Raw genomic sequence first — 24,091 nt, 5'->3', positions numbered from 1 at the left:
CGTGGCGACCAGATCATCGTCGGCGCGCGGATGGTTGAAGAACGGGATGAAATCCCGGTGCGGCGTCAACTGCAGATACTCATACCCCAACTCCGCCACCAGCTTCGGGAACTCCAGCAACTCATGCGAGTGGTGAAACGGCGTCGGATCCAATGCAATCTTCATGCTAATGCTCCCGTGATCGAGTCGCGCGCCACCATGGACACCTCGACGGGCCGGCCCGACTGCAGAGATTCGACGCCGGCCTCACACACGGCGGCTGCGGCGTAACCGTCCCACGCAGTGGGCCCATCGATGTTCACCCCGCTGCGAACTGCATTGACCCACCGCTGGATTTCGGTGTCATAGGCCCGGCCGAAGCGCTCCCGGAATCCTGGCGTGATCCGCCCACCCCACACGCCCGGTTGGCCCCTACGCACCACATTGACGTCCAGGCCGATCATCGCCGAACCGCGCTCGGCAACGACCTCGGTGCGCACCTCATAGGCCACGCCGGTGTGGACGAACAGTTCGACGTCAACATGCTTACCGCCAGCGGTGCGCAGTATCGCGATCTGCGGGTCGGAAAGCCCTTCTGGGCCTGCGGGATTCGCGGTCGGCTTGATGATCTGGATGGACGCGATCTCTTCGTCGAACAGGAATCGGGTGACGTCGATCTCGTGGACCAGGGAGTCGCGCACCACCATGGCGCTGTCGAAACCGTGTGGTACTGCCGGGTTGCGATGCGCGCAGTGCAAGACCAGCGGCTGTCCCAGCTCGCCCTCGTCGAGCATGGCCTTCAACGCCATGTACTCGTCGTCGAAGCGGCGCATGAACCCGACCTGGATGAGTCGTTTGCCCAGCTCGGCTTCGCGCTTGACGACTGCGAGCGCCGATTCGACGTCGGTGGTCAAGGGCTTCTCACACAGCACCGGCTTGCCGTGATCGAGGCATGCCAGCAGCTGCTTTTCGTGCGTCGGGCCAGGGGTTGCCAGCACCACCGCGTCCACGTCGGGATCGGCGATGGCATCCAGCGGATCGCTGATCGCCCGGCATCCGGGGATCCCCGCGGCGACACTTTCGGCCTTGTCGGTGAGGAAGTCGTTGACGACCGCGACCCCGGCACCGGAGATACGCGACGACAACCGCTCGACGTGGTCGGCGCCCATCAGGCCGACGCCCAAGACGGCAACTCGAAGGTCAGACATTGCACTTCCTTTCGGATACAGCGGGGTCAGTGAGTAGCGACGGGGATGGGGCCGGTGCCGTGGGCTTCGAAACGCTCTTCGAGTTCTTCGAGGCTGGTGCCCTTGGTCTCCGGCACATAGCGGCGGACGAACCACCACGACACGAGGTTGATCGCCACGAACAGCGCGAAGGTGCCGGTCGAGCCCAGCGCAGAGTTCAGCAGCGGGAACAGGAACGAGATGATGGCGTTGGTGCACCACAGCACGAAAACTGCGATGCCCATGGCGAATCCGCGAATGCTGAGCGGGAAGATCTCGGACAGCAGCAGCCACACGCACGTGCCGATGAACATCTGGACGAACGCGACGAAGGCGATCATGCAACCGAGGATCACATAGCTGCGGGTCATCGACTCCGGCAGCAGGAACACCAGCGAGAGCGCGGCCTGAGAGCCCGCGACGCCGGCGAATCCGATCAGCAGCATGGTCCGGCGGCCCACGTAGCCGAGCAGGATGATCCCGATGACGGTGGTCACCACAGACGTGACTCCGACGGCGATGGTCGCCACCAGTGCGGCGCTGACACCCAGCCCGCTCTGCTTGAGAATCGTTGGGGCGTAATAGTTGACAGTGTTGATGCCGGTGGCCTGCTGAATGATCGCCAGGCCGCATCCGATGAGCACCACGCGTCGGATCCAGGGCACGTCCCGGATCACCGAGAACGGGGTGGCGGTGGTCTTGAGCATGTGTGCGGTGTGTTCTTCGATCAGGGCGTACTCGGCGTCGGCCTCGCCTGGGTCGCGGCTCAGTCCCAGCACCGAACGAGCCTCGGCCATCCGGCCTTTGAGGCCATACCACCGCGGCGAGTCTGGCAGCACCAGCATCCCGATGAACAGAGCGATGGCCGGGGCGGCGGCCACGGCGAGCATGACCCGCCACACGTGCGGATCGTGAAACAGGCGGTCCAGCAGTGCGTTGGTCGCGAAGGCCAGCATCTGGCCCGTGACGATCATCAGCTCATTGATGGTGACCATGCGGCCGCGTCGGTCGGCTGGCGCCATCTCCGCGAGATACAGCGGGCAGGTCACCGCCGCGGCGCCGACGCCGAGCCCGAGGACGATGCGCGCGGCCACCATGACCTGGACACCGGGCGCCAGTGCACACCCGATCGCCCCTACGAGAAACAGTCCGGCGCATACCAACAGCGTGCGTTTCCGGCCGATCCGGTCGGCGACCCGCCCGCCGAACAAGGCACCGAAGGCCGCGCCAGGGAACAGCAGGCAGCTGACCACGGTGGCCTCGCCGAAGTCACTGAGCCCCAAGTCGTCCTTCATGTAGAGCAGGGCGCCGGAGATGACGCCGGTGTCGTACCCGAACAACAGCCCACCGAGCGTGGCGATGACGGTGAGCTTGGTCAGGAATCTGCCATGCGGGGCAGTTCGGACTCCGCCAGATGATCCGGACATTGCAGGCCTCAATTCCTCTTCTTACTAACGCGCGTTAGTAACGCGCGTGAGGTCTACTATGGGCGCATGCCCGAACTGTGTCAACCGTCACTTTCCCCGGAGACCCGGTGAGCCCGTCGCAGCGCACCGGTCCGCGACGGCCCACCATGGCCGACGTCGCCGAACGCGCGGGGGTGTCGCGAACCCTGGTGTCGTTCATCCTCGACGGCAAACCGGGTGCGAGTGAGGAGACAAGGCAACGGGTTCTGGCGGTCGCCGACGAGATCGGTTACCGCCCCGACTCGGCCGCGCGACTGCTCGCCCAGGGCCGCAGCCGCACCATCGGCGTGCTCACCGACGTGCACCAGTTGTTCCAGGCCGAGCTGGTGACCAACATCTACCCCGCCGCCGAGAGTTGCGGCTACGACATGCTGCTGTCGGCCAACCTGCACGACCGCCCGGAGTCGACGTTCGTCGAGTCGCTTCTGAGCCACCGGTGCGGCAGCCTGATCCTGTTGGGTCCCAGGTCAACTCATGAGTATCTGAAGAAGCTGGCCGAGCGTGCCCCCACCGTGGTGGTGGGCCGCAGGCTCGCCCACGTCGACAGCGACGCCATGTTGGCGACGGTCCGCACCAACGACGCCAAGGGCATGCGGCTGGCCGTCGACTATCTGGTCGATCTCGGCCACCGCGCCATCCACCACGTCGACGGCGGTGACGATCCCGGTTCGGCGGACCGCCGCCGCGCGTACCGCGCCGCGATGCGCAGTCACGGGCTCGCCGACCGCATCACCGTGATCCCGGGCGCCCACAACGAGCAGGCGGGTGCGGCCGCTGCCCGGGCCATGCTCGACGCGGGCGCCCTGCCTACTGCGGTGTTGGCCGGCAACGACCGCTGCGCGTTGGGCCTGCTCGACGTGTTCACGCGCGCCGGCGTCGACATCCCAGGCGAACTGTCCCTGATCGGCTACGACGACAGCCACCTCTCGGACAACCCGCGCATCGATCTGACCACAATCCACCAGGATGCGGTCGGGCTGGCGCAGCACGCCGTGCGATTGGCGGTGGCGATGCTCGAGGGCCGCAGCGAAGCCCACGACGTCGTCCTGGAACCCAAGCTGGTGGTGCGCTCGACGACCGCGCGCGCGACCTAGCCGCGCCTCCCTCACTCGCCGAGACGACGGTTTTTGGCGTGATTACCGCCAAATTTCGCCAAAAACCGTAGCGTCGGCGCGCCCCGATATTGCTAGTGCCCTAACTATTAGGGTACTTTTTAATCATGCCCACACCAACCGAGGTGGAAGTCGATCCCCTCGCTCTCGAGCGGCAGGTCTGTTTCGCCCTGGCCATCAGCAACCGCGCCGTCCAGGCCGTCTATCGGCCCCTGCTGGAGCCACTGGGCATCACCCACCCGCAGTACCTGGTGATGTTGGCGCTGTGGGACCACCAGAGATCGGACGCCGCGGGCATGCCGCCGTTGACGGTCAAGCAGATCGCCGCGGCCTTGCAGCTCGAATCCGCGACACTCTCGCCGATGCTCAAGCGGCTCGAAACCCTGGGCCTGATCACCCGTACCCGCAGCACAGGCGACGAACGCTCGACCGATATCGGTCTGACCGAGGCCGGCGTCGCCCTGCGTGAGCAGGCCTTGGAGATCCCGCCTGCCGTCGTCGCCCGATTGGGCGTCGACATGGCCGAGCTCGAAGAGCTGCACCGGGTACTCACTCGGATCAACACCGCGGCCCTGGCCGCCAACGCACTCACCGCCGGAACCTAGGAGCCACCATGGCGAAAGACCGCCCCAACCTGATCCAGTACCTCACCTACGCGTACGGCAGGCGGCTGCCCGACTCGATGCGCGAGTGGGTGGCCCACGACCTGGCCGACTACGGCGCCGTACGCCGTCACATGGTCCGGATGGCGATCCCGCCGCTCCTCGTCCTGGCCCCATTGTGGCTGTTGCCGGCCTCGCTGTACGTCCACATGGAGATGACGGTGCCGATCTACATCTGGGCACTGTTGATGGCACTGGCGCTGAACAAGGTGTGGCGCCGCCACCGGCTGGCCCAGCACAATCTTGATCCCAACCTCGTCGACGAGATCAAGTACAAGAAGGAAGCCCACATCCACGAGGACTACATCCGGCGCTTCGGCCCCAGGCCCGAATCGGCCCGGTTCCAGGCCAACAGCAGCCCCTTCTGAATCGACGCCAGCAAAAACAGGTACCGCACTACTCGGGCCCCCGAGCAGCCGAGCCGTGAGCATGAATCCATCGCGCCCACCCACGCGCGATCTCACCGCCAGGCAGCATTTCAGGGAGGTTCGGTGGCCATCGACAATTTGGGCTGGCTCGCACACGTCCTGCGGGCCGAGGGTCTGACGGTGACCGAGATCGACGGGTGGCGCCAACGTGGCCACGGCTACATCGACGACGCGTGGGGCGTGGTGTGTCACCACACCGGGAGCGACACCGTCGCCGCAGAGGTGGTTGCTGACGGCACCGCAGACCTACCGGGCCCGTTGTCACACATTCTCGTTGGCCGGGATGGCTCCGCCACCGTGGTTGCTGCCGGTATCGCCCACCACGCGGGCCATGGCTCGTATCCGGATCTGCCCGCCAACAAGGCCAACGCCCACACCATCGGCATCCACGCCGTCAGCGACGGCAGGAAGCCCTATCCCCTGGAGCAGTACCAGGCCTTCGTGCAGTGTTGCGCGGCGATCGTCGCCAAGATCGGGCAACCTGCGTCACACGTGATCGGACACAAGGAATGGGACCTCACCAAACACGATCCGTCGCTGAGCATGGATCAGCTCCGCGCTGACATCGCAGACCGGATTCCCGGCCGCAACCGGTACAGTCTTCGGCATGGGTGCCGGTGACGACAGCGCATCCGCACGCGTGGTGCGGGTCGACGTGTCGTGCGCACCGAGTCTGCTGGCGTCGATCTGGAACCGCGCCCGGCTGGCACCGCTGAAGAGAATCGCGGGTTAGTTCTTCGTTTGTTCGACTAACCCCTGCTAGTTCTCCGAGGCGTCATGAAGCCGTCCCTTTACGCCGTTGCGGCGTCGCTGTACCTGACCGAATACACCCTCTACTCCAATTCATCGTCCACTGTGCTGTTGAATTCGGCGATCTCCGAGTCTTTCGACATCCCCTTCGCGCAAGCTGCCTACGTCGGAGTGGCCTTCCTGGCGGGCTTCTGTGTGGCCCTGCTTCCAGCCGGGATGACTGTGCACCGCTACCCGGCCATGCGTGCCTTTCATGTGAGCTCGACGGTGCTCGTCGCGCTCGGTATCGCCCCCAGCCTCAGCCCACAGTTCTGGGTCCTGATCGTCATCCGGTTCCTGCAAGGCGTGGCGTCGGCAGCCCTGGCCCCGCAGATCTTCCGGATCATCCGCCAACAGTTCTATCCCGATCATCACTCGGCGGTGCTCGGCACCTGGGGTCTGGTGGTTTCCGCCTCGGCGTTGGCCTCACCGCTGATCACCGCGGCACTCAACGATGCGTGGGGATGGCGCTCGTTCCCGTACGAGACGGTCGCCACCACGGCTGCCGCTGTCGCGCTGATGGCACTGGCCTCCACCGGGCGCAGCGCCCCTGACGAGCAGCCGTCGCCGAACCGGTCGCGCAGTACGGCAGCGGTGATCGTCGTTCTGGGCGTGGCGCAGGTGGCAATCTTCCTGGTGACGAGCGTGGCCGCCACCACCGCGGCCCGAATTGTGCTGTGCACCATGGCGATCGCAGTCGGCATCACGGTCATCGGGCTGTGCCGCCGAGCGTCTGACGGCACCCGGCCCATCCTGTACCAGAGTTTTCTCATCGTCTTCGTCGCCGGTATGGCGACCAACATCTTCACCCTGTCGGTGATGTACTTCCTGCAGCAGGTGCGGTCGTTCGATTCGTACCGGTCAGCACTGGTCCTGGTACCGATGGCATTCTTCGCGGGCCTGTTGCCGGTGCTGCCGTGGGGACGTCCGGGCAACAGCCGCAAGAACACCCGGGTCGTGAGCTATGGGGCCATCCTGCTGATCGTGACCGCGGTGAGTCTCACGGTGCCGGCCGCCATGCCGGGCGACGGTGTGGTCGCGCTGCTCGGCAGTGCCGCGCTGATGGGAGGTGCGATGGGCCTGCTGTGGAGCCCGTTGGCAGCCAACGTACTGACCCACTCCGCGCATGTTCCCTTCGATTCCAGCGTGTATCACTACCTGCGCGCGCTGGGCGCCGCGATCGGGGTGTCGATCGGCGCGACGGTCGTCGGCGAAACAGCCGACGGCACAGTGTTGTTCGACACCGTCGCGGTGCTGATCCTGTCTGCCGGGATCGTGGCGTCGGTGGCCGCTCAGGCGGCCCGCCGTGCGGCGGCCTCGCAGTTGGCGACGGTCGGATGAGCGCCGAGATCACGTTCGGCTGGCCCACCGCTCAACTCACCCGAGACCCTCGGCTGGCCTACAACACCATGTCGAAGACCTACTCCCGCATGGTTTTCGACAGCCTGCTCGACGTCGACGCCGTCACCGGAGAGCTGGTGCCGTGGCTGGCCGCGTCGTGGCGGCAGGCAGATGCCCTGACCGTCGAGTTCACGATCCGCCCAGGTATCGAGTTCTCCGACGGGACGGCACTTTCCGGCGCGAATGTGCGACAGAGCTTCCTGGACATCGTCGAGCTGCAGCACGTGCAGCCCCTGCCTGCCGCGGTAGCGGCGCTGGCCGGTCTCAGGGAAATTCAGGCCACCGACACCACCGTGACGTTTCACTTCGCCCGCCACAATGCCGCGTTTCTGCGATCGCTTGTCGGGGTGAATCTCGCGATCAGCAAGGCCGCCGGTGAGACCCGGGTGGGCACCGCAGGGTGGAGTGCCGTCGCCGGATCCGGTGTGCCCGCGACATTGACCGACGGCTCGCACCGGGTGGTCTTCGCGCAGGCCGGGTATCCCGACACCGATGTCTACGCCGGCGAACCCGGGGACCCCGGCGAGTACCGGGTCATCGGGCACCGCAACGCGGGTATCACATACGGGCTGTGCCCCAACGTATCCCGCGGCCGGCTCGCCGATCCGGGGATCAGACGGGCGCTGTCCCTGCTGATAGATCACACCCGGCTACAACCGATCCTGGCGAAGGCGGGGTACACGGTCGCGACCTCGGTCCTGGCGCCGAACACGCGCTATCACCGGGATCTCAGCACCGAGCTGGCCTACGATCCTCATCGAGCCCGGCGCCTCCTGCACGCTGCGGGGGCGGGCCCTGGTCTCACCTTCGAGGTGTTGTTCAACAGCACCTTCTCGCCGATCGACGCCGAACTGCTCACCGCCGTCGCTGACCAATGGTCAGAACACGGGGTGCGGTTGAAGCTCGCCGATGTCGACTTCACCGAGTTGCGACGCCGCCAGCAGTCCGGCGAGTACGACTTCCGGTTCTTCTACTACACCGGTGAAGATCCCGACGTGCTGCGCTATCAGTTCGCCATCTCGCAGCGAAACATGAACCGCCGCCTCAAATCCGACGATCTCGACGATCTGCTCGACGAGCAACTGAGCTGCGCCGACAGCGAGAACCGCCGCAGCCTGGTGCACACCATCCAGGAGCTCATCATCCAACGCGGCCTGTGGTATCCGATCGGCAACGTCCGCACCGTCGCCGCTTATCACCCCCGCACAGTCACCGCACGGCTCGACACCGAAGGGCTCGTTCGGCTCGAGCCTGTCCAGACAACACGAAAGGCGCACGCACTATGACCGTCGACGTTCCCATCGCCATCGTGGGTGCCGGCCTCGGCGGGCTCGCCGCCGCGGTGGCCCTGCAACACCACGGACACCGACCCGTGGTGTTCGACAAGACCAGAGAACTCGGTGAGGTCGGTGGTCCGCTCGGCATCTCCCCGCAGACCCTGAGACTGTTCAAGGCCTGGGGCATTCTCGCCGAGTTCGAGAAGATCTCCTCGGCTACACCGTATTTCGAGGATCGAGATCAGAACGGTCGACTGCTGAAGGTGACCGAGTATGCGGCGTCACCCGAGGAAGGTGCCGATCACGGCAGGTTCGGCTACGCCGACGCGGAGATGGCGCCGCGCACCGTGCATCGGGCCGACCTCCACGCACTGCTGGTGTCGACAGTCGGAGCGGCGAGCATCCGTCTCGACCACCACCTCGCGGACATCATCGAGTGCGATGACCATGTCGATCTGATCTTCGATCACGGAGCGACCGCCCGGGCCGGCCTGGTGATCGGAGCCGACGGGTTGCGTTCGACGGTGCGAAAACTGTTCAGCCACGACGATATGCACTACTGCGGATCGGTGATATTCCGTGCCGCCAGTCCGGCCGCGTGCCTGGCGGACCTGGGTCCCAACGACCGGCTGCGGGCCTGGCACTCGGCAGATCGTGCCAAGCACATGATCACCATGCCGGTGCGGGCCGGGCGGCAGGTCGCGGTGGACGCCACCCTCGGGGTCGACGAACCGCCCGCGCACCTCTGGTCGGCGCGTGCCGACCTGGAAGCGCTGGCCCGGCAGTTCGACGAGTTCGACCCGGTGGTACCGCGGATGATCCGGTCGGCAACCAGTCCGGTGTTCATGCATCCGGTCTACGACCGCGACCCCATCGACCGGTGGACCACGCAGCGGATCGCGCTGCTCGGCGACGCCGCGCACCCAATGACCCCGTTCGGCGGGCAGGGCGCGAATCAGGCAATCCAGGACGCCGGAGAGTTGACGACCCAACTGGACGGAGTGCGCGACGGATCGTATGCCAGCGCCTTGCAGCAGTATCAACGCGTCCGGACTGAGCAGACCGCCGAGATCCAGCGCGCCGCACGCGGTTACGCCGACCGCCGGGCCACGATCGTGGCCCGGCTTGCCGACATCGTCGGCAGCTGAGTCAGGAAGTCTTCAGCAGCCGGCCGAGTTCGGCACGTTCGCTGTCGTCCAGCGGGAGCAGTGGCAACCGAGGCACTCCGACACCCTGACCCAGTAGATCAAGACCGCCCTTGATGGTGGTGGGCAGGCCGCCTGCCACGATGAATTCGAGCAGCGGCTTGAACTCGGTGTAGATGGCTTCGGCCTTGGTCCAATCTCCCGCCTGCGCGGCCGCGTAGAGGTCCAGGCAGGGCTGCGGTTGCAGGTTGGGCGCCGCCGTGCACCATCCTTTGGCCCCCGCCTTGAAAGCCTTGAGGATCATCGGATTACTGCCGTTGTAGAACGGCAGTTGCCCGTCGGTGAGCGCGGACATGCGCTCCATGCGGGTGATGTCACCCGTGGACTCCTTGACCATCGTGACGTTGTCGATCTCGTTGAACATCCGCACGAGCAGTTCGGGGCTCATGTCGATGCCACTCGTCGCAGGGTTGTTGTACACCATGATCGGAATGTCGATCGCCGCCCCGACGGATGCGTAGTGCTGGGCGATCTCGCGCTCGGAGAGCTTCCAATAGGAGATCGGCAGGATCATCACCGCGTCGGCTCCGGCGCGCTGGGCGTACTGCGCGCGGCGGATGGTGTTGGCGGTGGTCAGATCGGATGCACCGACGATGACGGGCACCCGGCCGTCGACCACGTCGATGGTGACGTCGATGACCGCGTCGAACTCGGACTCGGTCAGGTACGCGGACTCGCCCGTGCTGCCGAGCGGGACGATGCCGTGCGCCCCGGTCTGCACCAACCGATCGACGAGGCCGGCAAGCTTACCGGTGTCGACCTCGTCGTCCGCAGTGAACGGCGTGACCGGATACGCAATGATGCCGTGAATATCTTTGTCTTTGGCCATGTTCGGGCTCCTCAGTGATTGTCGGGCTGATCGCCGGTCAGGGCGTCGGGGTGACGCACCAGGGCACGTCGGGCGTAGTAGGCGAAATTGGCTTGGCTGCGCTTGGGCTGCAGCGTCCAGTCGTGGGCTTCGCGGGCCAGACGCGGGGGGAGCTCCGCTATGGTGCCCGCCGCCATGGCGGCCAGTTGCAGTTTGGCGGCGCGTTCGATCAGCATCGCGAGCGAGCAGGCTTCTTCGATGCTGGCGCCGGCGACGACGTGGCCGTGGTGTGCAAGCAGGATGGCTTTCTTGTCTCCCAGTGCGGCACTGATGATCTCGCCCTCCTCGTTGCCCACCGGAACGCCGGGCCAGTCGGGCAGGAACGCGCAGTCGTCGTACAGCGGAGCCACGTCCATCTGCGAAACCTGCAGGGGCACTTCGAGCATGGACAGTGCGGCCACGTGGAACGGGTGGGTGTGCACGATGCACTGGACATCTGGGCGGGCCCGGTAGATCCAGGTATGGAACCGATTGGCCGGGTTGGCCATCCCCCGCCCGTCCAGGACGTTGAGATCCTCGTCGACGAGCAGCAGATTGGCATCGGTGATCTCGTCGAACCCGAGCCCGAGCTGCTGGGTGTAGTACGTCCCGGGCTTCTCGGCGCGTGCCGTGATCTGGCCGGCCAGACCCGAGTCATGACCGGCGTCGAACAGCGCCCGGCAGGTCAATGCCAGTTTCTGGCGGGTCGTGAGCGGGGAGTCTTGCACGTGGCTGGACAGCGAGTCCATCGCTCGCTGCATCAACACTTGTTTTGAATCACCAAGGGTGGTGGCAGTCATCTCAAACGCCTTTCCGGATCCATACGGATCGACACAAGAGCGACGATAGGACACTTTGTGTCCTATCGTCAATAGTGTGTTTCCGCGGCTCCGGCGGCCCGTCAGCCCTGCCGCGAGCGCCCGAAGTCCGCCTGCGCGACCACGAGCACTTCGCTGCGCGCCGAACCCCGCTGACGAAGCTGGTGTGGCTGCGCGGCGTCGAAGTACGCACAGTCCCCGGCGTTCAGCGTGATGATCTGGTCGGCATAGCGCAGCTCAACCGAACCCGCGTGGACGAACACCATTTCCTGGCCGACATGAGCCGGGTGCGGGTGCTCACTGAACTCGCGGGTGGGGTGAACAATGAAGGGAGACATAGCTTTTCCCAGCATGCCCGCAGCAACCGCATGGTAGCGGCCGGCCGGGCGGTCCCCGGCCCGGTCCACCGACAGCGTCGTCACCTCAGGATCTTCGGAAAACAGCTGCGCCACATCGACGTCGAGAACACGCGCCACCTTCATCGCCACCGCGATCGACGGCGTGGACCGCTGCCGTTCGATCTTCGACAGGTAGCTCTTGGTCAGCCCGGTCGCCTCGGCAAGTTCCTCAAGCGTCATACCCCGTTGCTGACGCACTGAGCGCAGCAGAGCACTCATCGCACCTCCCGCATTCTTCTCGACGCCAGCCGAGTTTACCCACTCATCGATCGGACACCAGGTGTCATGGACAACAACACCCTGGGCTTCGACTACGGGATGTCAAGGGTCCGCATTGGACGCGGCCCGGCGAGGCTGAGTTGCATGGAATTGGCGCAACACACGGCCCTGGTCACCGGCGGCACCGCGGGAATCGGTCTGGCGTCGGCTCGTCTACTGGCCCGCGCAGGCGCGTCGGTGGTGATCACCGGACGAGACCCCGTCCGCGGCGCCACCGCGGCCGACGACATCGGGGCGGGAACGCGCTTCGTCCGAGCCGACATGTCCGACATCGATTCCGTGAACGACCTTGTGCGGCAAGTCGACAAGGTCGACATCGTGGTCAACAATGCGGCGAACTTCCCTGCTGCGTTGACCGTCGACCAGCAGGTCGCAGCCTTCGAGAAGACCTTTCACACCAATGTCCGCGGCTCCTATTTCCTGGCCGCGGGCCTGGTACCGAGGATGTTGGAGCGAGGCAGCGGCAGCATCGTCAACGTCACCACGATGGTCGCCACCAAAGGTGTGCCCGGCGCGTCGGCCTACAGTGCGTCGAAGGCGGCGCTGGAATCACTGACCCGCACCTGGGCCGCCGAGTTCGGTCCGTATGGCGTCCGGGTCAACAGCGTCGCGCCCGGACCCACCAAAACCGAAGGCGTCGAAGCGGAATGGGGTGACACCAACGAGGAGCTCGGCCGCTCGTTGCCGCTGGGGCGCACCGCACTGCCCGAAGAGATCGCCGAGGCGGTGCTGTTCCTGGCGTCGCCGCGGTCCAGCTTCATCACCGGGTCCACATTGCACGTCGACGGCGGCGGCAGCGCCATCTGACTCAAGGAGACGAAGCCGTGTCGAAGATCCTGCTGCAGACCACTATTCCGGCGAACCGTGATGACTGGGACATCAGCCGCTTCTCTTTGTTGGCTGCCGAATTGCGCGCGGCGGGTCATGACGTGGTGGCCCGCAACCGGGCCTGCCACGGCGACGACCCGGTGCTGAGCCACCTCGATGAGTGCGGCTTCGATCAACTCTGGCTGCTGGCAGTCGACGTGGGTGATGGCCTCACAGAGGCCGAGTGCGCCGCGATCGGACGGTTCCGGACCGATGGTGGCGGTGTGTTGACCGCGCGCGACCATCAGCAGTTGGGCAGCTGCCTGCTAGGGCTCGGTTCTCTCGGCATGGTCAATCAATTCCACGACGAAACCGTCGACCCTGCCACGATGTGTGACGACCAGGACAACCCCGACATCTCCTGGCCGAACTACCATTCCGGCGCCAATGGCGACTACCAGCCGGTGTTCGTCGACGGGTCGGTGCACGAACTGCTGCACACGACACAGACCGCGAGCCGCCGCATCGAGTGGTTCCCCGCACACCCGCACGAAGGCCTGGTGACGACCGCAGGGCCATACACCAAGGTGCTTGCACAGGGCCGCAGCACGTCCTCCGGGCGGCGGTTCAACCTCGCCGTCCTGATCGACGGCGAGCGCGCCCCAGACGGCAGGCCGCTCGGTCGGGCTTTGGCAGAGTCGACGTTTCACCACTTCGCCGACTACAACTGGGACACCGACTGTGGTGCACCCTCCTTCGTCACCGAAGCCCCAGGCCACCAGATCGACAGTGATCCCTCGAGGCTGGCCGTCTTCAAGGACTACGTCCGCAACGTCGCGGGGTGGTTGACGCCGGCCTGACGCACCGCTACGACGTCAGTTCCGCTACGAATTCACCGGCCGTCATGGGGCGGGAGAACATCGGGTAGTCGTATTTCAGAGCGTTCTCGTGTTCAGCCATGGAGGTGGCGGCGACGCAATCGCTCAGTGTGACCACCTCGTATCCGTTCTCATAGCCAGTACGCATGGTTGACTCGACGCAGCAGTTGGTGAGGAATCCACCCAACGCAAGCGTGCGTATCCCCTTGCTGCGCAGGATGAAGTCGAGATTGGTGCTGGCGAACGTATCGAGACCACGTTTGCCCTCGATCAGGATATCGCCGGGCACCGGCGCGAGTTCGTCGACGATCGCGGCTCCCCACGAGCCCTTGATGAAAGCTTGACCGTCGACGACGCCCTTCAAGATCCCGTATGGATGGGCCGAGATCTCCCCGTATCCCTCCGCGAACGTGATCGGCGCATGCATCACGGTCGCTCCGGCGGCCCGTGCGCCGTCGACCACGTCCCTCATGTTGGAAAGCATCTTCGTGGCCTGCATGACCTCGGCCACGGCGTCATGCAAGGCACCACCGTCGGAGGTGAAATCGTTCTGGAACTCGATGAGCACAACAGCTGTCGTCGCTGGGTCGATGGCCATAACCGCAGGTTAATCCCACTTTCCGCGGAGAGCAATCGGTGGCGTTCGGACCCGCGATATGCGAACCGTACATTCCCGAACAATCGTCATCACTACACCTTCGGCACTGCCCCGGCTTGCCTCCCAACGCGGTGAGTGAGTACTCTCTCACCATGTCCGCATCGACGCGCGATCAACTCCTGGCCATCGCGCTGGAACTGTTCGCCGCCAAGGGCTACGCGGCGACGTCGGTCGCCGACATCCAACAGGCCGCTGGATTGGCGCCTGGCTCCGGGGCGCTCTACAAACATTTCTCGTCCAAACGCGCGCTGCTGGAGGCCGCGGTGGGCCACCGGATCGACAACATCGTCACGGCGCGTGAGCAATTCGACTCGGGCGAGCCCACGAGCACCGAGGCCGCGGTACGCACCGCGGGACAACTGATCTGGAACAACCTCGCCGAGAGCGAGGACCTGTTGCGGGTCATGCTCCGCGAGCCCGACGAACTCGGTGAACTCGACGAGCACACCTGGCAGACCATCACCGCCAACGCCTACCAGCGGTTCGCCGACGAACTGGAGGCGTCCAATCGCGCCGGTCGCACCCGGATCCCGGATCCCGCCGCGGCCGCCGCGGTGGCAATCGGGGCGCTGTCCTATCACGCCACGCTGCGCGCCCTCACCCGGCGCACCCCGGGCAACATCGACGACGACCGCTACTTCGAGGCGTGGGTTGCTCAGACCGTCAGCATGCTCAAGCAGTACTCCATTCCCAAAGACCGCTAACCACACAGCTTTTCAGGAGTCACACATGACCTTCTCACTGCAGCTCAGCGACGATGTGATCGCGGTTCGCGATTGGGTGCACCAGTTCGCCACCGAAGTGGTGCGTCCGGCCGCCTCCGAATGGGATGAACGGGAGGAGACTCCGTGGCCGATCATCCAGGAAGCCGCCAAGGTCGGCCTGTACTCGCCCGAGTTCTTCGGAACCCAGGCCGCCGAACCGAGCGGGTTGGGCTTCATCACGGTGTTCGAGGAGCTGTTCTGGGGTGACGCCGGGATCGCGCTGTCGATCTTGGGTACCGGTCTGGCGGCAGCGGCGTTGGCGGGCAACGGAACTCCCGAGCAGGTCGGCCAGTGGCTGCCGGCGATGTTCGGCACGCCCGGCGATCCGCAGTTGGGCGCGTTCTGCTCGTCGGAACCGGATGCCGGCTCAGACGTGGGCGCCATCCGTACCCGGGCTCGATTCGATGAAGCCACCCGGGAGTGGGTGCTCAACGGCACCAAGACGTGGGCGACCAACGGCGGCATCGCCAACGTGCACATCGTGGTGGCGTCGGTGTATCCCGAACTCGGATCCCGCGGACAGGCGACCTTCATCGTCCCGCCCGAAACCCCCGGATTGGCACAAGGACAGAAGTTCAAGAAGCACGGCATTCGCGCGTCGCACACCGCCGAGGTGGTGCTCGACAACGTGCGGTTGTCCGAGGACCTGATCCTCGGCGGCCGGGAGAAGTTCGAGGAGCGCGTGGCGCGGGTGAAGTCCGGCGCATCCGCCGGTGGCCAGGCCGCGATGAAGACGTTTGAGCGCACCCGGCCCACGGTGGGTGCTATGGCGGTCGGCGTGGCCCGCGCCGCCTACGAATACGCCCTCGAATATGCCTGCCAGCGTGAACAATTCGGCCGCAAGATCGGCGAGTTCCAGGCTGTGGCGTTCAAACTCGCCGACATGAAGAGCCGCATCGACGCGGCCAGGCTCCTGGTCTGGCGGGCGGGCTGGATGGCCCGCAACAACCAGAGTTTCGACAACGCCGAAGGATCGATGGCCAAGCTGGTCGCCAGCGAAACAGCGGTCTACGTCACCGACGAGGCCATCCAGATCCTGGGCGGCAACGGCTACACGAGGGACTACCCGGTGGAGCGCATGCACCGCGACGCGAAGATCTTCACGATCTTCGAGGGCACCAGCGAGATTCAGCGCCTTGTGATCTCACGCGCGCTGACGGGGTTGGCGATTCGGTAAGTCCGACCTGGCGCAAGGGCGGGCCCGTTCACGACGTTGACCTGTACGTCGTAGCCGAGCACGTCAGAATCGCGGACCGGTGGCGGAAGCACGTCGGATGAGGAGCAGCTCGCGCTGTAGCGCATCGACTTGACCGGCTGCGTCGAGCTTCCATTTCTCGATCCTTGAGCTTTCGGTCGCGGCGTTATCTTTGCCGTACGTGTCGGTTGGAGCCCCGAGGGCCTGAAAATGACTTCGGAGCTTCGTGCTGGGTTCCACCGGCCCCTGTCGACGCGGGGTGCGCCAAAAACCCCGAATGACATCACGCGATGTCATATATTGAGCCGGCGTGTGTTCGGGGCGGCTGGCACTCATGCCATCGGCAGATGCGGACACCACCGTGAAATGTCAAGGGGGACATCAATTATGGTGCATAACTCGCGCTGCCCGAAAAGTGCCAGACGCCTGCCACCGCGTTACGGGCTGGCCGTCGTGGCACTCGGCATCGGCATCGCCGGAGCGAGCGGACACTCCATGGCGTGGGCGGACCCCGGCACGGCCGATTCGTCCGGAACGGCGTCGAACCATTCAAGCGCCACAACCGACCCTGGACCCAAGAAACCGATACCGGATCATGGCACCAGGCCTGGTCGGTCGTCGACCACGACGAAGACCAACGACTCCGCTACCCAGGACAAGGGGCCCACCGGTAGCCCGTCGGCGTCGGACACCGGTGCGAAGCCCACCAAAGCGGCCGCAGATGACTCAAATGCCGGTAAACCACAACAGGATTCGACGCTGCCACAGCGCCAACCGAGCGCGCTGCGTCAAGACACCGCCACGGACCCCTCCGCCGGAAAGTCCCACGCCCAGCAGACGGCTCCGACCCGCGTACGTGTGGCGGTGAAGCAACTCACGACGGTCGCTTCCTCGCTCGCCGGCGGCACCATCAAGACGCCGGCGACCGAACCCAAGCAGGCCGAAACCTCCACGGCGCCCCAGAACAACCCCAAGATCAACACGATTCCTCTTACCGCGAAGCTCGCCGCGGCCACATCGTCGGTCGCGACGCCGGTGACCCCGACGCCTAACACTGGAACGCCGCCACAACCGCTCTCCCCCATCGCCAAGCTCGCCGAGCTGCCGGGCCGCGTCATCAACTCGGTGCTGCAAGCGCTGGACATCACCGTCTCCGCCAACGGCCCGAAGAGTCCCATCAACTTCCAGCCGGTCGACGAGGCATTGTTCGCAGCCTTCCGACGCGTCGAAGCGACGTTGGGATTGGACAAGACGCCCGCCGCGCAACCGACCCCGCCACCGCTGACCTACACGGGCCCGGCGACCGGCAAGACCCCGACCGTGTCTCAGTTCCTGAATGCCGCGGCCGCCGAGTACGTGCTCGGCGGTACCCCGGGTGACTTGAAGCCGTTCACGGTGGACGGTAAGCAAATGCAGTCCACCAATACGCTCTCAGGTGAGTCCGCGAAGGCCTGGGTGACACCGCAGGGCCAGATCATCGTCGCCTACCAGGGCACGACCGGCGGCACGAATCTGTTGGCCAACCCCGTGATCGCGGTCTCGCAGGTCATCACCGACGCCCAGGTGATCTTCACCAACACCACCCCACAGGCGTTCACCGATTCCCTGGCCTTCGAACAGCAGGTTGCGGCCGAGGCGGCCAAGCAGGGCTACAGCCAGGACGACATCTTCGTCACCGGCCACTCGCTGGGTGGCTGGGAAGCCGAGTACGTCGCGCAGCAAACCGGTGTCGGCGGCATCGGCTTCGAAAGCCCCGGAATCAACACCACAGTGCCCGGCAACGGCGCCAACTCGGGTTTCGTCAACGTCGAGACCTACGGTGACACCGCCGCGTACTTCGCCACGGATCTGCCTGCGCTGCAACCGTTCGTGCCACCGTACGTGCCGGGCGGGGGGACCAAGCCACATTACGGCTCGATCGTGATGATCGGTGATCCCAACGCAACGACACCGCTGGTCAACGCTGCGTCGATGTTGGGGCCCAATCCTGTGGGTGACGTCATCTTCGTGGTGGACATCCTGGGTAACTTCCTCGAGCATCACCTGCCCGGGATGCAGGCCTACAACCTGGGCGTCACTCCGGACCCCGGTGTGGTGCCGTGGCTGGGCGCAACCATGGGTCCGGTGCAAAGCGGATACGGCGACATGACGATTCCGGAACTGCAGAAGGCGGCGTCGGACGCGGGCACGCTGATCACGCCGTAACCGGGCGCCCGCGGCGCGGCGTCAACAACCACCGGGCCCCGAGGTCGAGTGCGAACCCGAGGGTTCCGATGACGACGATGACCGCGACGACCTGATCGTAGGCCAGCTGGTCGCGGGCATTCAGTACTTCGTAGCCCAATCCAGAACGGACTCCGAGCATTTCGGCGGGCACCAGCACAATCCAGGCCACTCCGAGCGCGACCCGCAGCCCGGTCTGGACATGTCCCCGAATGGCAGGAAGCACGACAGCGCGAAGCGTCTCGGTGCGGGTGGCGTGAAAGCTGCGCGCCACGTTGAGAAACCCGGGCTCGATGGCGTGCACTCCCGCGGTGGTGTTCATCAGTATCGGCCATACCGCAGCGGCGGCGATCAGAAAGATCACCGGCTGACTTCCGATCCCGAACAGTGCCACCGCAATCGGCGTCCAGGACAGCGGTGAGATCATTCGTAGGAACTGCACGACGGGGCGCGAAGCACGCTCGGCGGCGGTGCTCATCCCGATGAGCAGACCTGCCGGGATCCCGATGAGTGCCGCGACACACAACCCGATGATCAAGCGCCACAAGCTGATCGCGGCGTCTGGCACGAGCACGCCGCGTTCCAGCAGCCCGACGAGAGCGGGGATGACGTGCTGCGGTGCGGTCTGGCGCAGCAAGGAGTGCGCTCCGGAGGCCGTCGTGGTGGCCAACCACCAGAGCCCGACCACCACAACGATGGCGACGGCTGGCGGGACGAGACGATGGGCGAGAACAGGTTCGGCGGTCCGGGGTGCGGCAGATGTCGTCACAGTGGTTGAACCTCTTCGATTCGGGTGAGGCCGGCGTCGAGACCGAACGCCTGCGGTCCGCCGTGCGATGTCATGGCGTTGCGGATGAACGTGTCGTCGACGAGTTCGGCGTGGACGCCGGAGGGGTCGATGTGGTCCAGGAATCGGCGATCGCCGTCGACGACGGTCTCCCCCATCGCTTCGACCAGACGCCTGGTGAAGTCTGCATACGGGAAGGGCCGGAACCCGATCTGCTGCGGCCGCCATTGCGGATGCCGCAGCGGGTACGGCGGGGTCGGATACGTCAACGCCAGCTGCAGAGCCGGTTTCGGTTGTGGCAGATAAGAACCCGCCGCCAGCGCGGCCGCCGCCGCACTGCGTTCGGCCGTGATCCGCAGCTGCGCGCCCGCGACGGCGTCGGCCAGGGTCTGGACGGCGGCCGGCTGCTCGGCGATCACGTCGTCGCGGGTGACCAGCGCACAGCAGGCATGATCCCGCCACACGTCGCCCAGGAAGGTGTGAATCCGCCCGATGCCCTTGATCTGCGCGACGGCGTTGAACGGGTCGGCCACGGTATAGGCACCGATCGAGCGATTGGCCAACGCCGGCACCATGTCCGACGGGCTCATCACGATCAGCTCCACGGTGCGCTGCGACCGGGACGCGCGGCGCCGCACGACCGGCTTCAGACCGTGCGCGCGCAGCAACTGTTGTACGACGATGTTGTGGATCGACCACCAGAACGGAATCGCGACCTGGGTACCCGCCAGATCCGTGAGGTCCTCGATGTGCGGGGCGACGGTGAGCGCCGAGCCGTTGGTGTGGTTCCAGCCCAGCACCCTGATGCCGCTGCCCAGCGCGTACCGCAGTTGCACCGCCATCGGCATGAGCAGGTGAGCCACATCGATCTGACGGGTCAGGAACGCTTCGGCGAGCGCGGCCCAGCTGCGGAACAGCACCGGTCGGCCGGCCCCGCTGGGATAGCGCCCTGCGCTGTGCGCGATCAGCAGCGGCGCGGCATCGGTGATCGGCAGGTAGCCGACGCGCAGTCCGCCGCCGTGATCTGTGGAATCCGTTGTCGCGCTGCGGGCCAGATCAGCGACACCGAACAAGCCGCCTGCGGCGGCGAGAGTGGTCGCGCCCAACAGAACGTGACGGCGGGACCAGCCATGGCCGGTCACAACGATTCGCTCCCCACCAGTCGGTAGTGCCCGAGGATGTCGCTGCGCAGCTGCCCCGACCCAGCCACATCCCGGTCGACCACCCATTGGGTACCGATGTGCCCGTCTTGCCCGAGCAGAACGATGCGATCGGCGAGCTCCAGTGCTTCGTCGACATCGTGGGTGACCAGGACCACGGTGACCGACAACTGCTTCACGAGATCGGCAAGCCAGCCTCGTAGATCGGCTCTGGTCGCCGGATCCAGCGCACTGAAGGGCTCGTCGAGTAGCAGCAGGCGCGGCTGGGTGGCAGCGGCGCGCAAGATCGCCACCCGCTGGGCCTGTCCTCCTGACAGTTGATCGGGGTAACGGTCGACAAGACCGGCCAGACCGAACCGTTCCATGAGCTGATCGGCGTAGGCCTGGTCGAATCCATCCCGGTGCGCTGAGAATCGTTTGGCGAAACCGACATTGGCAGCCACGGTGAGCCAGGGCATCAGCAATGCCTGTTGGAAGACGACGCCGGTGCGGGGACGGTTCCCGTCGCCGACCCATTCCACGCTTCCGGTGGTCAGTTGTTCCAAACCGGCCAGCACACGCAGCAGCGTGGATTTGCCGCTGCCGCTACGGCCGAGCACGGCCAGGAACTCGCCATCGTCGATCGACAGGTCGATGTCCTGCAGGGCCGTGCCGGTCCCGAAGCGTTTGTGGCCGGCCGTCACCCGTACTGCTTGAGTTCCCACCTGAGTTGTCCTTCCGATGGAGATTGCACGGGCAGGAAGGCGGCCTCGCGAAACCGTCGGTTCGCGGGACTGCCCAGGGCATATGCGGCGCCGCCGGTCAGGGTGCACTCCAGCCGGGTTGCCTCCAGTGCCAATTGCGCGGTCAGCAGACGTAGCCGGATGAGGTCAGGGACGGGTGCTGCGTACGGATCCGACGCTCGCGCATACAGATCGTCGCGCAGTGCCCGGCTGCGCCCGGCAATGCTGGTCAGCTGCTCGGAGAACTCGTCGGCAAGACCACCCGTGACCTGTTCGGCGGCCGATACCGCCGCGCGCGTCACACCTACGCAGAATGCGGTCTGCAGCACCAGAAACGATGGTCTCACCGCCGCGACGAACCCGGGCAGATCGGTGCTGAGGATGCGATCCGGCGACACGGTGACGTCCGTCAGGCGCAGCGACGTCGACCCCGTCGCCCCGAGCGCCATCAGATTCGGTTCAGGGTTGACAGCCACCCCGGGCTGCGCCACATCCACAGCCACCACGTAGGTTTCGCCGGCGTCTCCGGCCGCGGGCAGCACGATCAGCGCATCGTCGAAGACATTGGAGGCCCAGCGGATCGGGCCGGTCAGGCGCAGACCGTCAGCGTCGCGCCGCGCTTTGACGGGCAGGTCGTCCAGGCCCGCGACATATCGCAGACCGGCTGCCATGGCAGTGACGCCCGGTCGGCGGCCGCTCAGCAGCTGCCCGAAGACGTTGTGCTGCAGTGCATGCGACCCCCGCCGCAGATACTCCAGCGTCATTCGGTGGGCCCACGCCGAGAAACCCACGGCCAGGCTGTGTGCGGCGATCTCGTCGATGACCGTGACCATGTCGGGCAGACCACCGGTCCCGAGGCCGAGGTCGAACAACCCGGCGGCACCGATCTGCGCCAGATCCGCCTGCACGTCGGTACGGTGCTCGTCAAGCGCCGCGGCGCGCTCGCTCACGCTGTCGCATATCCGCGACAGCGGGATCCCGACGCCCACTGTCGCCGTCATGGCGTGGGTGCCGCCAATCCGTGCAGCCGGTCGATCGGGGTGGAGACGGCCAGCCGTGCTCGGCGGACCGCGTCCTCGTCGGTCGCGTCGTACAGGCACAGGCACTTGTCCATGTCTTCACGCACATAGGTACGCAGGAAGTCGACCTCGGGCACCTCGGCGTATTTGGGCGCATTCGCCTTCTTGCGGGCCAGGTACGAGTCCATGTCGAGGTCTTCCGGAAGATCCCACTCGACGAGATAACCGGCGGTTGGGCGGGCGGCCTTGAGAGTGGCCAACTCAGCTCCGACCAGACGGACCTGGTCTGGTCCGGCAACAGTGTCGGCGCCGAGTGCTTCTGCATCGAGTGTGACCGCGGTATCGGCGAACTCGGCGACGATGAACACGCGGCCGGATGCCTGCGTCACCTGGGCTTCGATCAATTCGCCGCCACCTTGGTGGATTTCGGCGTCGACATCCTTGATGAACTGGCTGGTTCGGGTCGGATCGGCGGATCCGATGGTGACCTCGTAGAGGAACAGCGTCACGGTGTACTCCCGTCGTCGGCGGTCGGCATGCCCCGACAGTGTCACGGACAGACCGGTCTGTCTATGGACGCTTCCGGGTTACGCTGCAGCCATGGACGCCTTGAAACAGGCCACCGCACGGCCGAGGCGGACGGCCGATCCGGTCGCATCGCCCGCCGAGCGGCTCCTGGCTTCTGCCACCAAACTGTTTGCCGCCCAGGGCATTCGAGCGGTGGGTATCGATCACCTGTTGCGCGACGCAGCCGTCGCCAAGGCCAGCCTCTACAGCACGTACGGATCCAAGGAAGCGCTGGTGATCGCGTACCTGACGCGTTTGGATCTGCGTGATCGAAACCGGTATCAGGAGTCGGTCGCAGATGTGACCGACCCGGTGGCCAAGGTCTTGGCGTTCTTCGACCTAGCGATCACCGGCGCACACGCCCGCGACTTCCGCGGATGTCTGTACGCGAATGCGGCCACCGAGTTCCCTGGTACCGAACTCGAGCCCGTCTCGGCCCATCGTCAGTGGCTGCTCGACACCGTCGCCGACCTGCTCAAGCAGGCCGGCGTCGACCACCCGGTGGAGGTGGCCCGCGACGTCCAGCTGATCTATGACGGTGCCCAGGTGGGTTCGAAGGTCGCGCGGTCGGTGCTGCCCATCGAACAGGCCCGCCGCCTTGCCGAGCGGCTGATCACACAATCGGATCGCTGACCGCTTCACGTGCGTCGGCTACCGCCTCTGGCACGTCAACCTCGTTGTCTTGGGCCAGTATCCACGCCTCGGCGGCGGACGCGGCGCGCACCAACGCCCCGTACTCGCCCAGATATCCGGCGACCGCACCGATCCACGGCACCATGCCGAAGTACCGGAAGATCTTGCGCGGGTGCGGCCGTTTGCCCAGCTCGTCGCCGACGGCGTTGAGGATGCCGGCCAGGTGCCAGAGCTTTCCGACCAGCGACCGCTCAGACAATTCTGGCCATGATTCCTCCGGACCCGTTGCGGTGGAAGACTTGTCGAGTTCGCGCTCACACAACACCGAAGCGAGCAGTCGCACCTGCGTCGGCGTATCGGTGATCCCGTACTCACGCGCGACAGCGCAGAGGACCAGTGCCTGATTGGCGAATCCCAACAGGTCCTGGATGGGCAATCGATTGGCCAGAACACCGAACACCCCGGGAAACGCGACAAGGACGGTATCAAGAGCTCCCACGCGCCGGACCCACCAGTGGATGCGGGCCTTGCGGTCCTTGCCTTCCCAGGATTGTGTGCCCGGCAGGTCGGCGCAGTCGAGCACCCGAGCCGCGATATCGAGTACCTGGCCAGGGCAGCCCGCACCGGCACCGAGGTCATGGGTGCGGCGCCGCAACCCGAGCGGGTCGGCCTCGGCCAACACATCGAGGATGACGCCCGCCGCACTCACGGCGCGCCGCAGCGCGTCCGCGACGTCGGCGTCGGACAGGTGTGCTTTCGGCATCACAGAAAGTCCCATGCCGCCATCTTGG

Annotated in this window: 26 protein-coding genes and 1 pseudogene; 14 read left to right on the top strand and 13 right to left on the bottom strand. The window is 65.7% G+C overall.

The window, feature by feature from the left end; all coding sequences use genetic code 11:
• The 3 genes and pseudogenes from BST13_RS39635 to BST13_RS03730 form a co-directional block, all read right to left on the bottom strand.
• A pseudogene (locus tag BST13_RS39635) lies at positions 1–165 on the bottom strand (sugar phosphate isomerase/epimerase); the annotation flags it as partial.
• Positions 162–1,187 carry a Gfo/Idh/MocA family protein gene (locus BST13_RS03735; RefSeq protein WP_083160714.1) on the bottom strand — a complete coding sequence of 342 codons (1,026 nt, stop codon included), beginning with the start codon at positions 1,185–1,187 and terminating at the stop codon, positions 162–164. The gene BST13_RS03735 and the pseudogene BST13_RS39635, both read right to left, overlap by 4 nt.
• 26 nt (positions 1,188–1,213) lie before the next feature.
• Positions 1,214–2,632, bottom strand: a complete 1,419-nt coding sequence (locus BST13_RS03730) for a sugar porter family MFS transporter (RefSeq protein WP_083160712.1) — start codon at positions 2,630–2,632, stop codon at positions 1,214–1,216.
• A gap of 146 nt (positions 2,633–2,778) precedes the next feature.
• On the opposite strand from BST13_RS03730, the gene BST13_RS03725 reads away from it, so the two are divergent.
• From BST13_RS03725 to BST13_RS03695, 8 genes are all read left to right on the top strand, one after another.
• Complete coding sequence (locus BST13_RS03725; protein WP_083160710.1) at positions 2,779–3,765, top strand: LacI family DNA-binding transcriptional regulator; 987 nt, start codon at positions 2,779–2,781, stop codon at positions 3,763–3,765.
• 125 nt (positions 3,766–3,890) lie between these two features.
• Positions 3,891–4,388 carry a MarR family winged helix-turn-helix transcriptional regulator gene (locus BST13_RS03720; protein ID WP_083160709.1) on the top strand — a complete coding sequence of 166 codons (498 nt, stop codon included), beginning with the start codon at positions 3,891–3,893 and terminating at the stop codon, positions 4,386–4,388.
• Between the two features lie 8 nt (positions 4,389–4,396).
• Entirely contained in the window at positions 4,397–4,813 is a 417-nt protein-coding gene (locus BST13_RS03715) for a DUF5313 domain-containing protein (protein WP_083160707.1), read from the top strand.
• A 123-nt stretch (positions 4,814–4,936) separates the two neighbouring features.
• The gene (locus BST13_RS03710; protein WP_245839315.1) at positions 4,937–5,494 is read left to right on the top strand and encodes a peptidoglycan recognition protein family protein; all 558 of its coding nucleotides are present in this window, start codon (positions 4,937–4,939) and stop codon (positions 5,492–5,494) included.
• Positions 5,481–5,606, top strand: coding sequence for a hypothetical protein (locus BST13_RS40140; RefSeq protein ID WP_269770310.1), 126 nt, complete (start codon positions 5,481–5,483; stop codon positions 5,604–5,606). The genes BST13_RS03710 and BST13_RS40140 overlap by 14 nt, the downstream gene beginning before the upstream one ends.
• Positions 5,607–5,650: 44 nt before the next feature.
• On the top strand, positions 5,651–7,003 hold the full coding sequence (locus BST13_RS03705; RefSeq protein WP_083160705.1) for an MFS transporter: 1,353 nt from the start codon (positions 5,651–5,653) through the stop codon (positions 7,001–7,003).
• Complete coding sequence (locus BST13_RS03700) at positions 7,000–8,349, top strand: ABC transporter substrate-binding protein (protein ID WP_083160703.1); 1,350 nt, start codon at positions 7,000–7,002, stop codon at positions 8,347–8,349. Before BST13_RS03705 ends, BST13_RS03700 begins: the two co-directional genes overlap by 4 nt.
• Positions 8,346–9,488 carry an FAD-dependent monooxygenase gene (locus BST13_RS03695; protein WP_083160701.1) on the top strand — a complete coding sequence of 381 codons (1,143 nt, stop codon included), beginning with the start codon at positions 8,346–8,348 and terminating at the stop codon, positions 9,486–9,488. The genes BST13_RS03700 and BST13_RS03695 overlap by 4 nt, the downstream gene beginning before the upstream one ends.
• Position 9,489: 1 nt before the next feature.
• Here BST13_RS03695 and BST13_RS03690 read toward each other — a convergent pair whose 3' ends face one another.
• The 3 genes from BST13_RS03690 to BST13_RS03680 form a co-directional block, all read right to left on the bottom strand.
• Positions 9,490–10,374, bottom strand: a complete 885-nt coding sequence (locus BST13_RS03690) for a dihydrodipicolinate synthase family protein (protein WP_083160699.1) — start codon at positions 10,372–10,374, stop codon at positions 9,490–9,492.
• An 11-nt stretch (positions 10,375–10,385) separates the two neighbouring features.
• Positions 10,386–11,192 (bottom strand): aldolase, encoded by an 807-nt coding sequence (locus BST13_RS03685; protein WP_083160697.1) that lies wholly within the window; start codon positions 11,190–11,192, stop codon positions 10,386–10,388.
• A gap of 101 nt (positions 11,193–11,293) precedes the next feature.
• Positions 11,294–11,827, bottom strand: coding sequence for a helix-turn-helix domain-containing protein (locus BST13_RS03680; protein WP_083160695.1), 534 nt, complete (start codon positions 11,825–11,827; stop codon positions 11,294–11,296).
• 144 nt (positions 11,828–11,971) lie between these two features.
• Between BST13_RS03680 and BST13_RS03675 the strand changes: the two genes are divergently transcribed.
• Together BST13_RS03675 and BST13_RS03670 are read left to right on the top strand one after the other, a co-directional pair.
• On the top strand, positions 11,972–12,694 hold the full coding sequence (locus BST13_RS03675; protein ID WP_083160796.1) for an SDR family NAD(P)-dependent oxidoreductase: 723 nt from the start codon (positions 11,972–11,974) through the stop codon (positions 12,692–12,694).
• A gap of 17 nt (positions 12,695–12,711) precedes the next feature.
• Entirely contained in the window at positions 12,712–13,554 is an 843-nt protein-coding gene (locus BST13_RS03670; protein ID WP_083160693.1) for a hypothetical protein, read from the top strand.
• A 7-nt stretch (positions 13,555–13,561) separates the two neighbouring features.
• Here the strand turns inward: BST13_RS03670 and BST13_RS03665 are convergent, their stop codons facing one another.
• A complete protein-coding gene (locus BST13_RS03665; protein ID WP_083160691.1) occupies positions 13,562–14,170 on the bottom strand; it encodes a cysteine hydrolase family protein in 609 nt (202 codons plus the stop codon).
• 152 nt (positions 14,171–14,322) lie between these two features.
• Here BST13_RS03665 and BST13_RS03660 point away from each other — a divergent pair, with 152 nt between their 5' ends.
• The 3 genes from BST13_RS03660 to BST13_RS03650 all read left to right on the top strand — a co-directional run bounded on the left by BST13_RS03660 (position 14,323) and on the right by BST13_RS03650 (position 18,394).
• Positions 14,323–14,934 carry a TetR/AcrR family transcriptional regulator gene (locus BST13_RS03660; RefSeq protein ID WP_083160794.1) on the top strand — a complete coding sequence of 204 codons (612 nt, stop codon included), beginning with the start codon at positions 14,323–14,325 and terminating at the stop codon, positions 14,932–14,934.
• 25 nt (positions 14,935–14,959) lie between these two features.
• Positions 14,960–16,171 (top strand): acyl-CoA dehydrogenase family protein, encoded by a 1,212-nt coding sequence (locus tag BST13_RS03655; RefSeq protein WP_083160689.1) that lies wholly within the window; start codon positions 14,960–14,962, stop codon positions 16,169–16,171.
• An 882-nt stretch (positions 16,172–17,053) separates the two neighbouring features.
• Positions 17,054–18,394, top strand: a complete 1,341-nt coding sequence (locus tag BST13_RS03650; protein ID WP_342744262.1) for a hypothetical protein — start codon at positions 17,054–17,056, stop codon at positions 18,392–18,394.
• Here the strand turns inward: BST13_RS03650 and BST13_RS03645 are convergent.
• Genes BST13_RS03645 through BST13_RS03625 form a run of 5 tightly spaced genes read right to left on the bottom strand, consistent with a single transcriptional unit; the run spans position 18,384 to position 22,609 of the window.
• Positions 18,384–19,181: an ABC transporter permease gene (locus BST13_RS03645; RefSeq protein ID WP_083160685.1), complete on the bottom strand. Its 798-nt coding sequence runs from the start codon at positions 19,179–19,181 to the stop codon at positions 18,384–18,386. The two genes, BST13_RS03650 and BST13_RS03645, sit on opposite strands and share 11 nt — an antisense overlap.
• A complete protein-coding gene (locus BST13_RS03640; protein WP_245839314.1) occupies positions 19,178–20,341 on the bottom strand; it encodes an ABC transporter substrate-binding protein in 1,164 nt (387 codons plus the stop codon). The genes BST13_RS03645 and BST13_RS03640 overlap by 4 nt, the downstream gene beginning before the upstream one ends.
• Positions 20,338–21,063: an ABC transporter ATP-binding protein gene (locus BST13_RS03635; protein WP_083160682.1), complete on the bottom strand. Its 726-nt coding sequence runs from the start codon at positions 21,061–21,063 to the stop codon at positions 20,338–20,340. Before BST13_RS03635 ends, BST13_RS03640 begins: the two co-directional genes overlap by 4 nt.
• Positions 21,039–22,082 (bottom strand): acyl-CoA dehydrogenase family protein, encoded by a 1,044-nt coding sequence (locus tag BST13_RS03630; RefSeq protein ID WP_083160680.1) that lies wholly within the window; start codon positions 22,080–22,082, stop codon positions 21,039–21,041. The genes BST13_RS03635 and BST13_RS03630 overlap by 25 nt, the downstream gene beginning before the upstream one ends.
• The gene (locus BST13_RS03625) at positions 22,079–22,609 is read right to left on the bottom strand and encodes a DUF4242 domain-containing protein (RefSeq protein ID WP_083160792.1); all 531 of its coding nucleotides are present in this window, start codon (positions 22,607–22,609) and stop codon (positions 22,079–22,081) included. Before BST13_RS03625 ends, BST13_RS03630 begins: the two co-directional genes overlap by 4 nt.
• 91 nt (positions 22,610–22,700) lie before the next feature.
• Between BST13_RS03625 and BST13_RS03620 the strand changes: the two genes are divergently transcribed.
• On the top strand, positions 22,701–23,300 hold the full coding sequence (locus BST13_RS03620; protein ID WP_083160678.1) for a TetR/AcrR family transcriptional regulator: 600 nt from the start codon (positions 22,701–22,703) through the stop codon (positions 23,298–23,300).
• Here the strand turns inward: BST13_RS03620 and BST13_RS03615 are convergent.
• Entirely contained in the window at positions 23,281–24,078 is a 798-nt protein-coding gene (locus BST13_RS03615; protein WP_083160676.1) for a hypothetical protein, read from the bottom strand. The genes BST13_RS03620 and BST13_RS03615 overlap by 20 nt on opposite strands.
• Between the last annotated feature and the right edge of the window lie 13 nt (positions 24,079–24,091).

It is taken from the genome of Mycobacterium aquaticum (assembly GCF_002086485.1).
Classification (GTDB): Bacteria; Actinomycetota; Actinomycetes; order Mycobacteriales; family Mycobacteriaceae; genus Mycobacterium; species Mycobacterium aquaticum.
Note: the sequence above shows the minus strand (reverse complement) of the source record. Positions and strands in the feature narration are given on the sequence as shown.

Coding starts and splice junctions, on each gene's coding strand:
- BST13_RS03735 (WP_083160714.1), bottom strand. CDS start 1,187: ATGTCTGACCTTCGAGTTGCCGTCTTGGGCGTCGGCCTGATGGGCGCC.
- BST13_RS03730 (WP_083160712.1), bottom strand. CDS start 2,632: ATGTCCGGATCATCTGGCGGAGTCCGAACTGCCCCGCATGGCAGATTC.
- BST13_RS03725 (WP_083160710.1), top strand. CDS start 2,779: ATGGCCGACGTCGCCGAACGCGCGGGGGTGTCGCGAACCCTGGTGTCG.
- BST13_RS03720 (WP_083160709.1), top strand. CDS start 3,891: ATGCCCACACCAACCGAGGTGGAAGTCGATCCCCTCGCTCTCGAGCGG.
- BST13_RS03715 (WP_083160707.1), top strand. CDS start 4,397: ATGGCGAAAGACCGCCCCAACCTGATCCAGTACCTCACCTACGCGTAC.
- BST13_RS40140 (WP_269770310.1), top strand. CDS start 5,481: ATGGGTGCCGGTGACGACAGCGCATCCGCACGCGTGGTGCGGGTCGAC.
- BST13_RS03705 (WP_083160705.1), top strand. CDS start 5,651: ATGAAGCCGTCCCTTTACGCCGTTGCGGCGTCGCTGTACCTGACCGAA.
- BST13_RS03700 (WP_083160703.1), top strand. CDS start 7,000: ATGAGCGCCGAGATCACGTTCGGCTGGCCCACCGCTCAACTCACCCGA.
- BST13_RS03695 (WP_083160701.1), top strand. CDS start 8,346: ATGACCGTCGACGTTCCCATCGCCATCGTGGGTGCCGGCCTCGGCGGG.
- BST13_RS03690 (WP_083160699.1), bottom strand. CDS start 10,374: ATGGCCAAAGACAAAGATATTCACGGCATCATTGCGTATCCGGTCACG.
- BST13_RS03685 (WP_083160697.1), bottom strand. CDS start 11,192: ATGACTGCCACCACCCTTGGTGATTCAAAACAAGTGTTGATGCAGCGA.
- BST13_RS03680 (WP_083160695.1), bottom strand. CDS start 11,827: ATGAGTGCTCTGCTGCGCTCAGTGCGTCAGCAACGGGGTATGACGCTT.
- BST13_RS03675 (WP_083160796.1), top strand. CDS start 11,972: ATGGAATTGGCGCAACACACGGCCCTGGTCACCGGCGGCACCGCGGGA.
- BST13_RS03665 (WP_083160691.1), bottom strand. CDS start 14,170: ATGGCCATCGACCCAGCGACGACAGCTGTTGTGCTCATCGAGTTCCAG.
- BST13_RS03660 (WP_083160794.1), top strand. CDS start 14,323: ATGTCCGCATCGACGCGCGATCAACTCCTGGCCATCGCGCTGGAACTG.
- BST13_RS03655 (WP_083160689.1), top strand. CDS start 14,960: ATGACCTTCTCACTGCAGCTCAGCGACGATGTGATCGCGGTTCGCGAT.
- BST13_RS03630 (WP_083160680.1), bottom strand. CDS start 22,082: ATGACGGCGACAGTGGGCGTCGGGATCCCGCTGTCGCGGATATGCGAC.
- BST13_RS03620 (WP_083160678.1), top strand. CDS start 22,701: ATGGACGCCTTGAAACAGGCCACCGCACGGCCGAGGCGGACGGCCGAT.
- BST13_RS03615 (WP_083160676.1), bottom strand. CDS start 24,078: ATGGGACTTTCTGTGATGCCGAAAGCACACCTGTCCGACGCCGACGTC.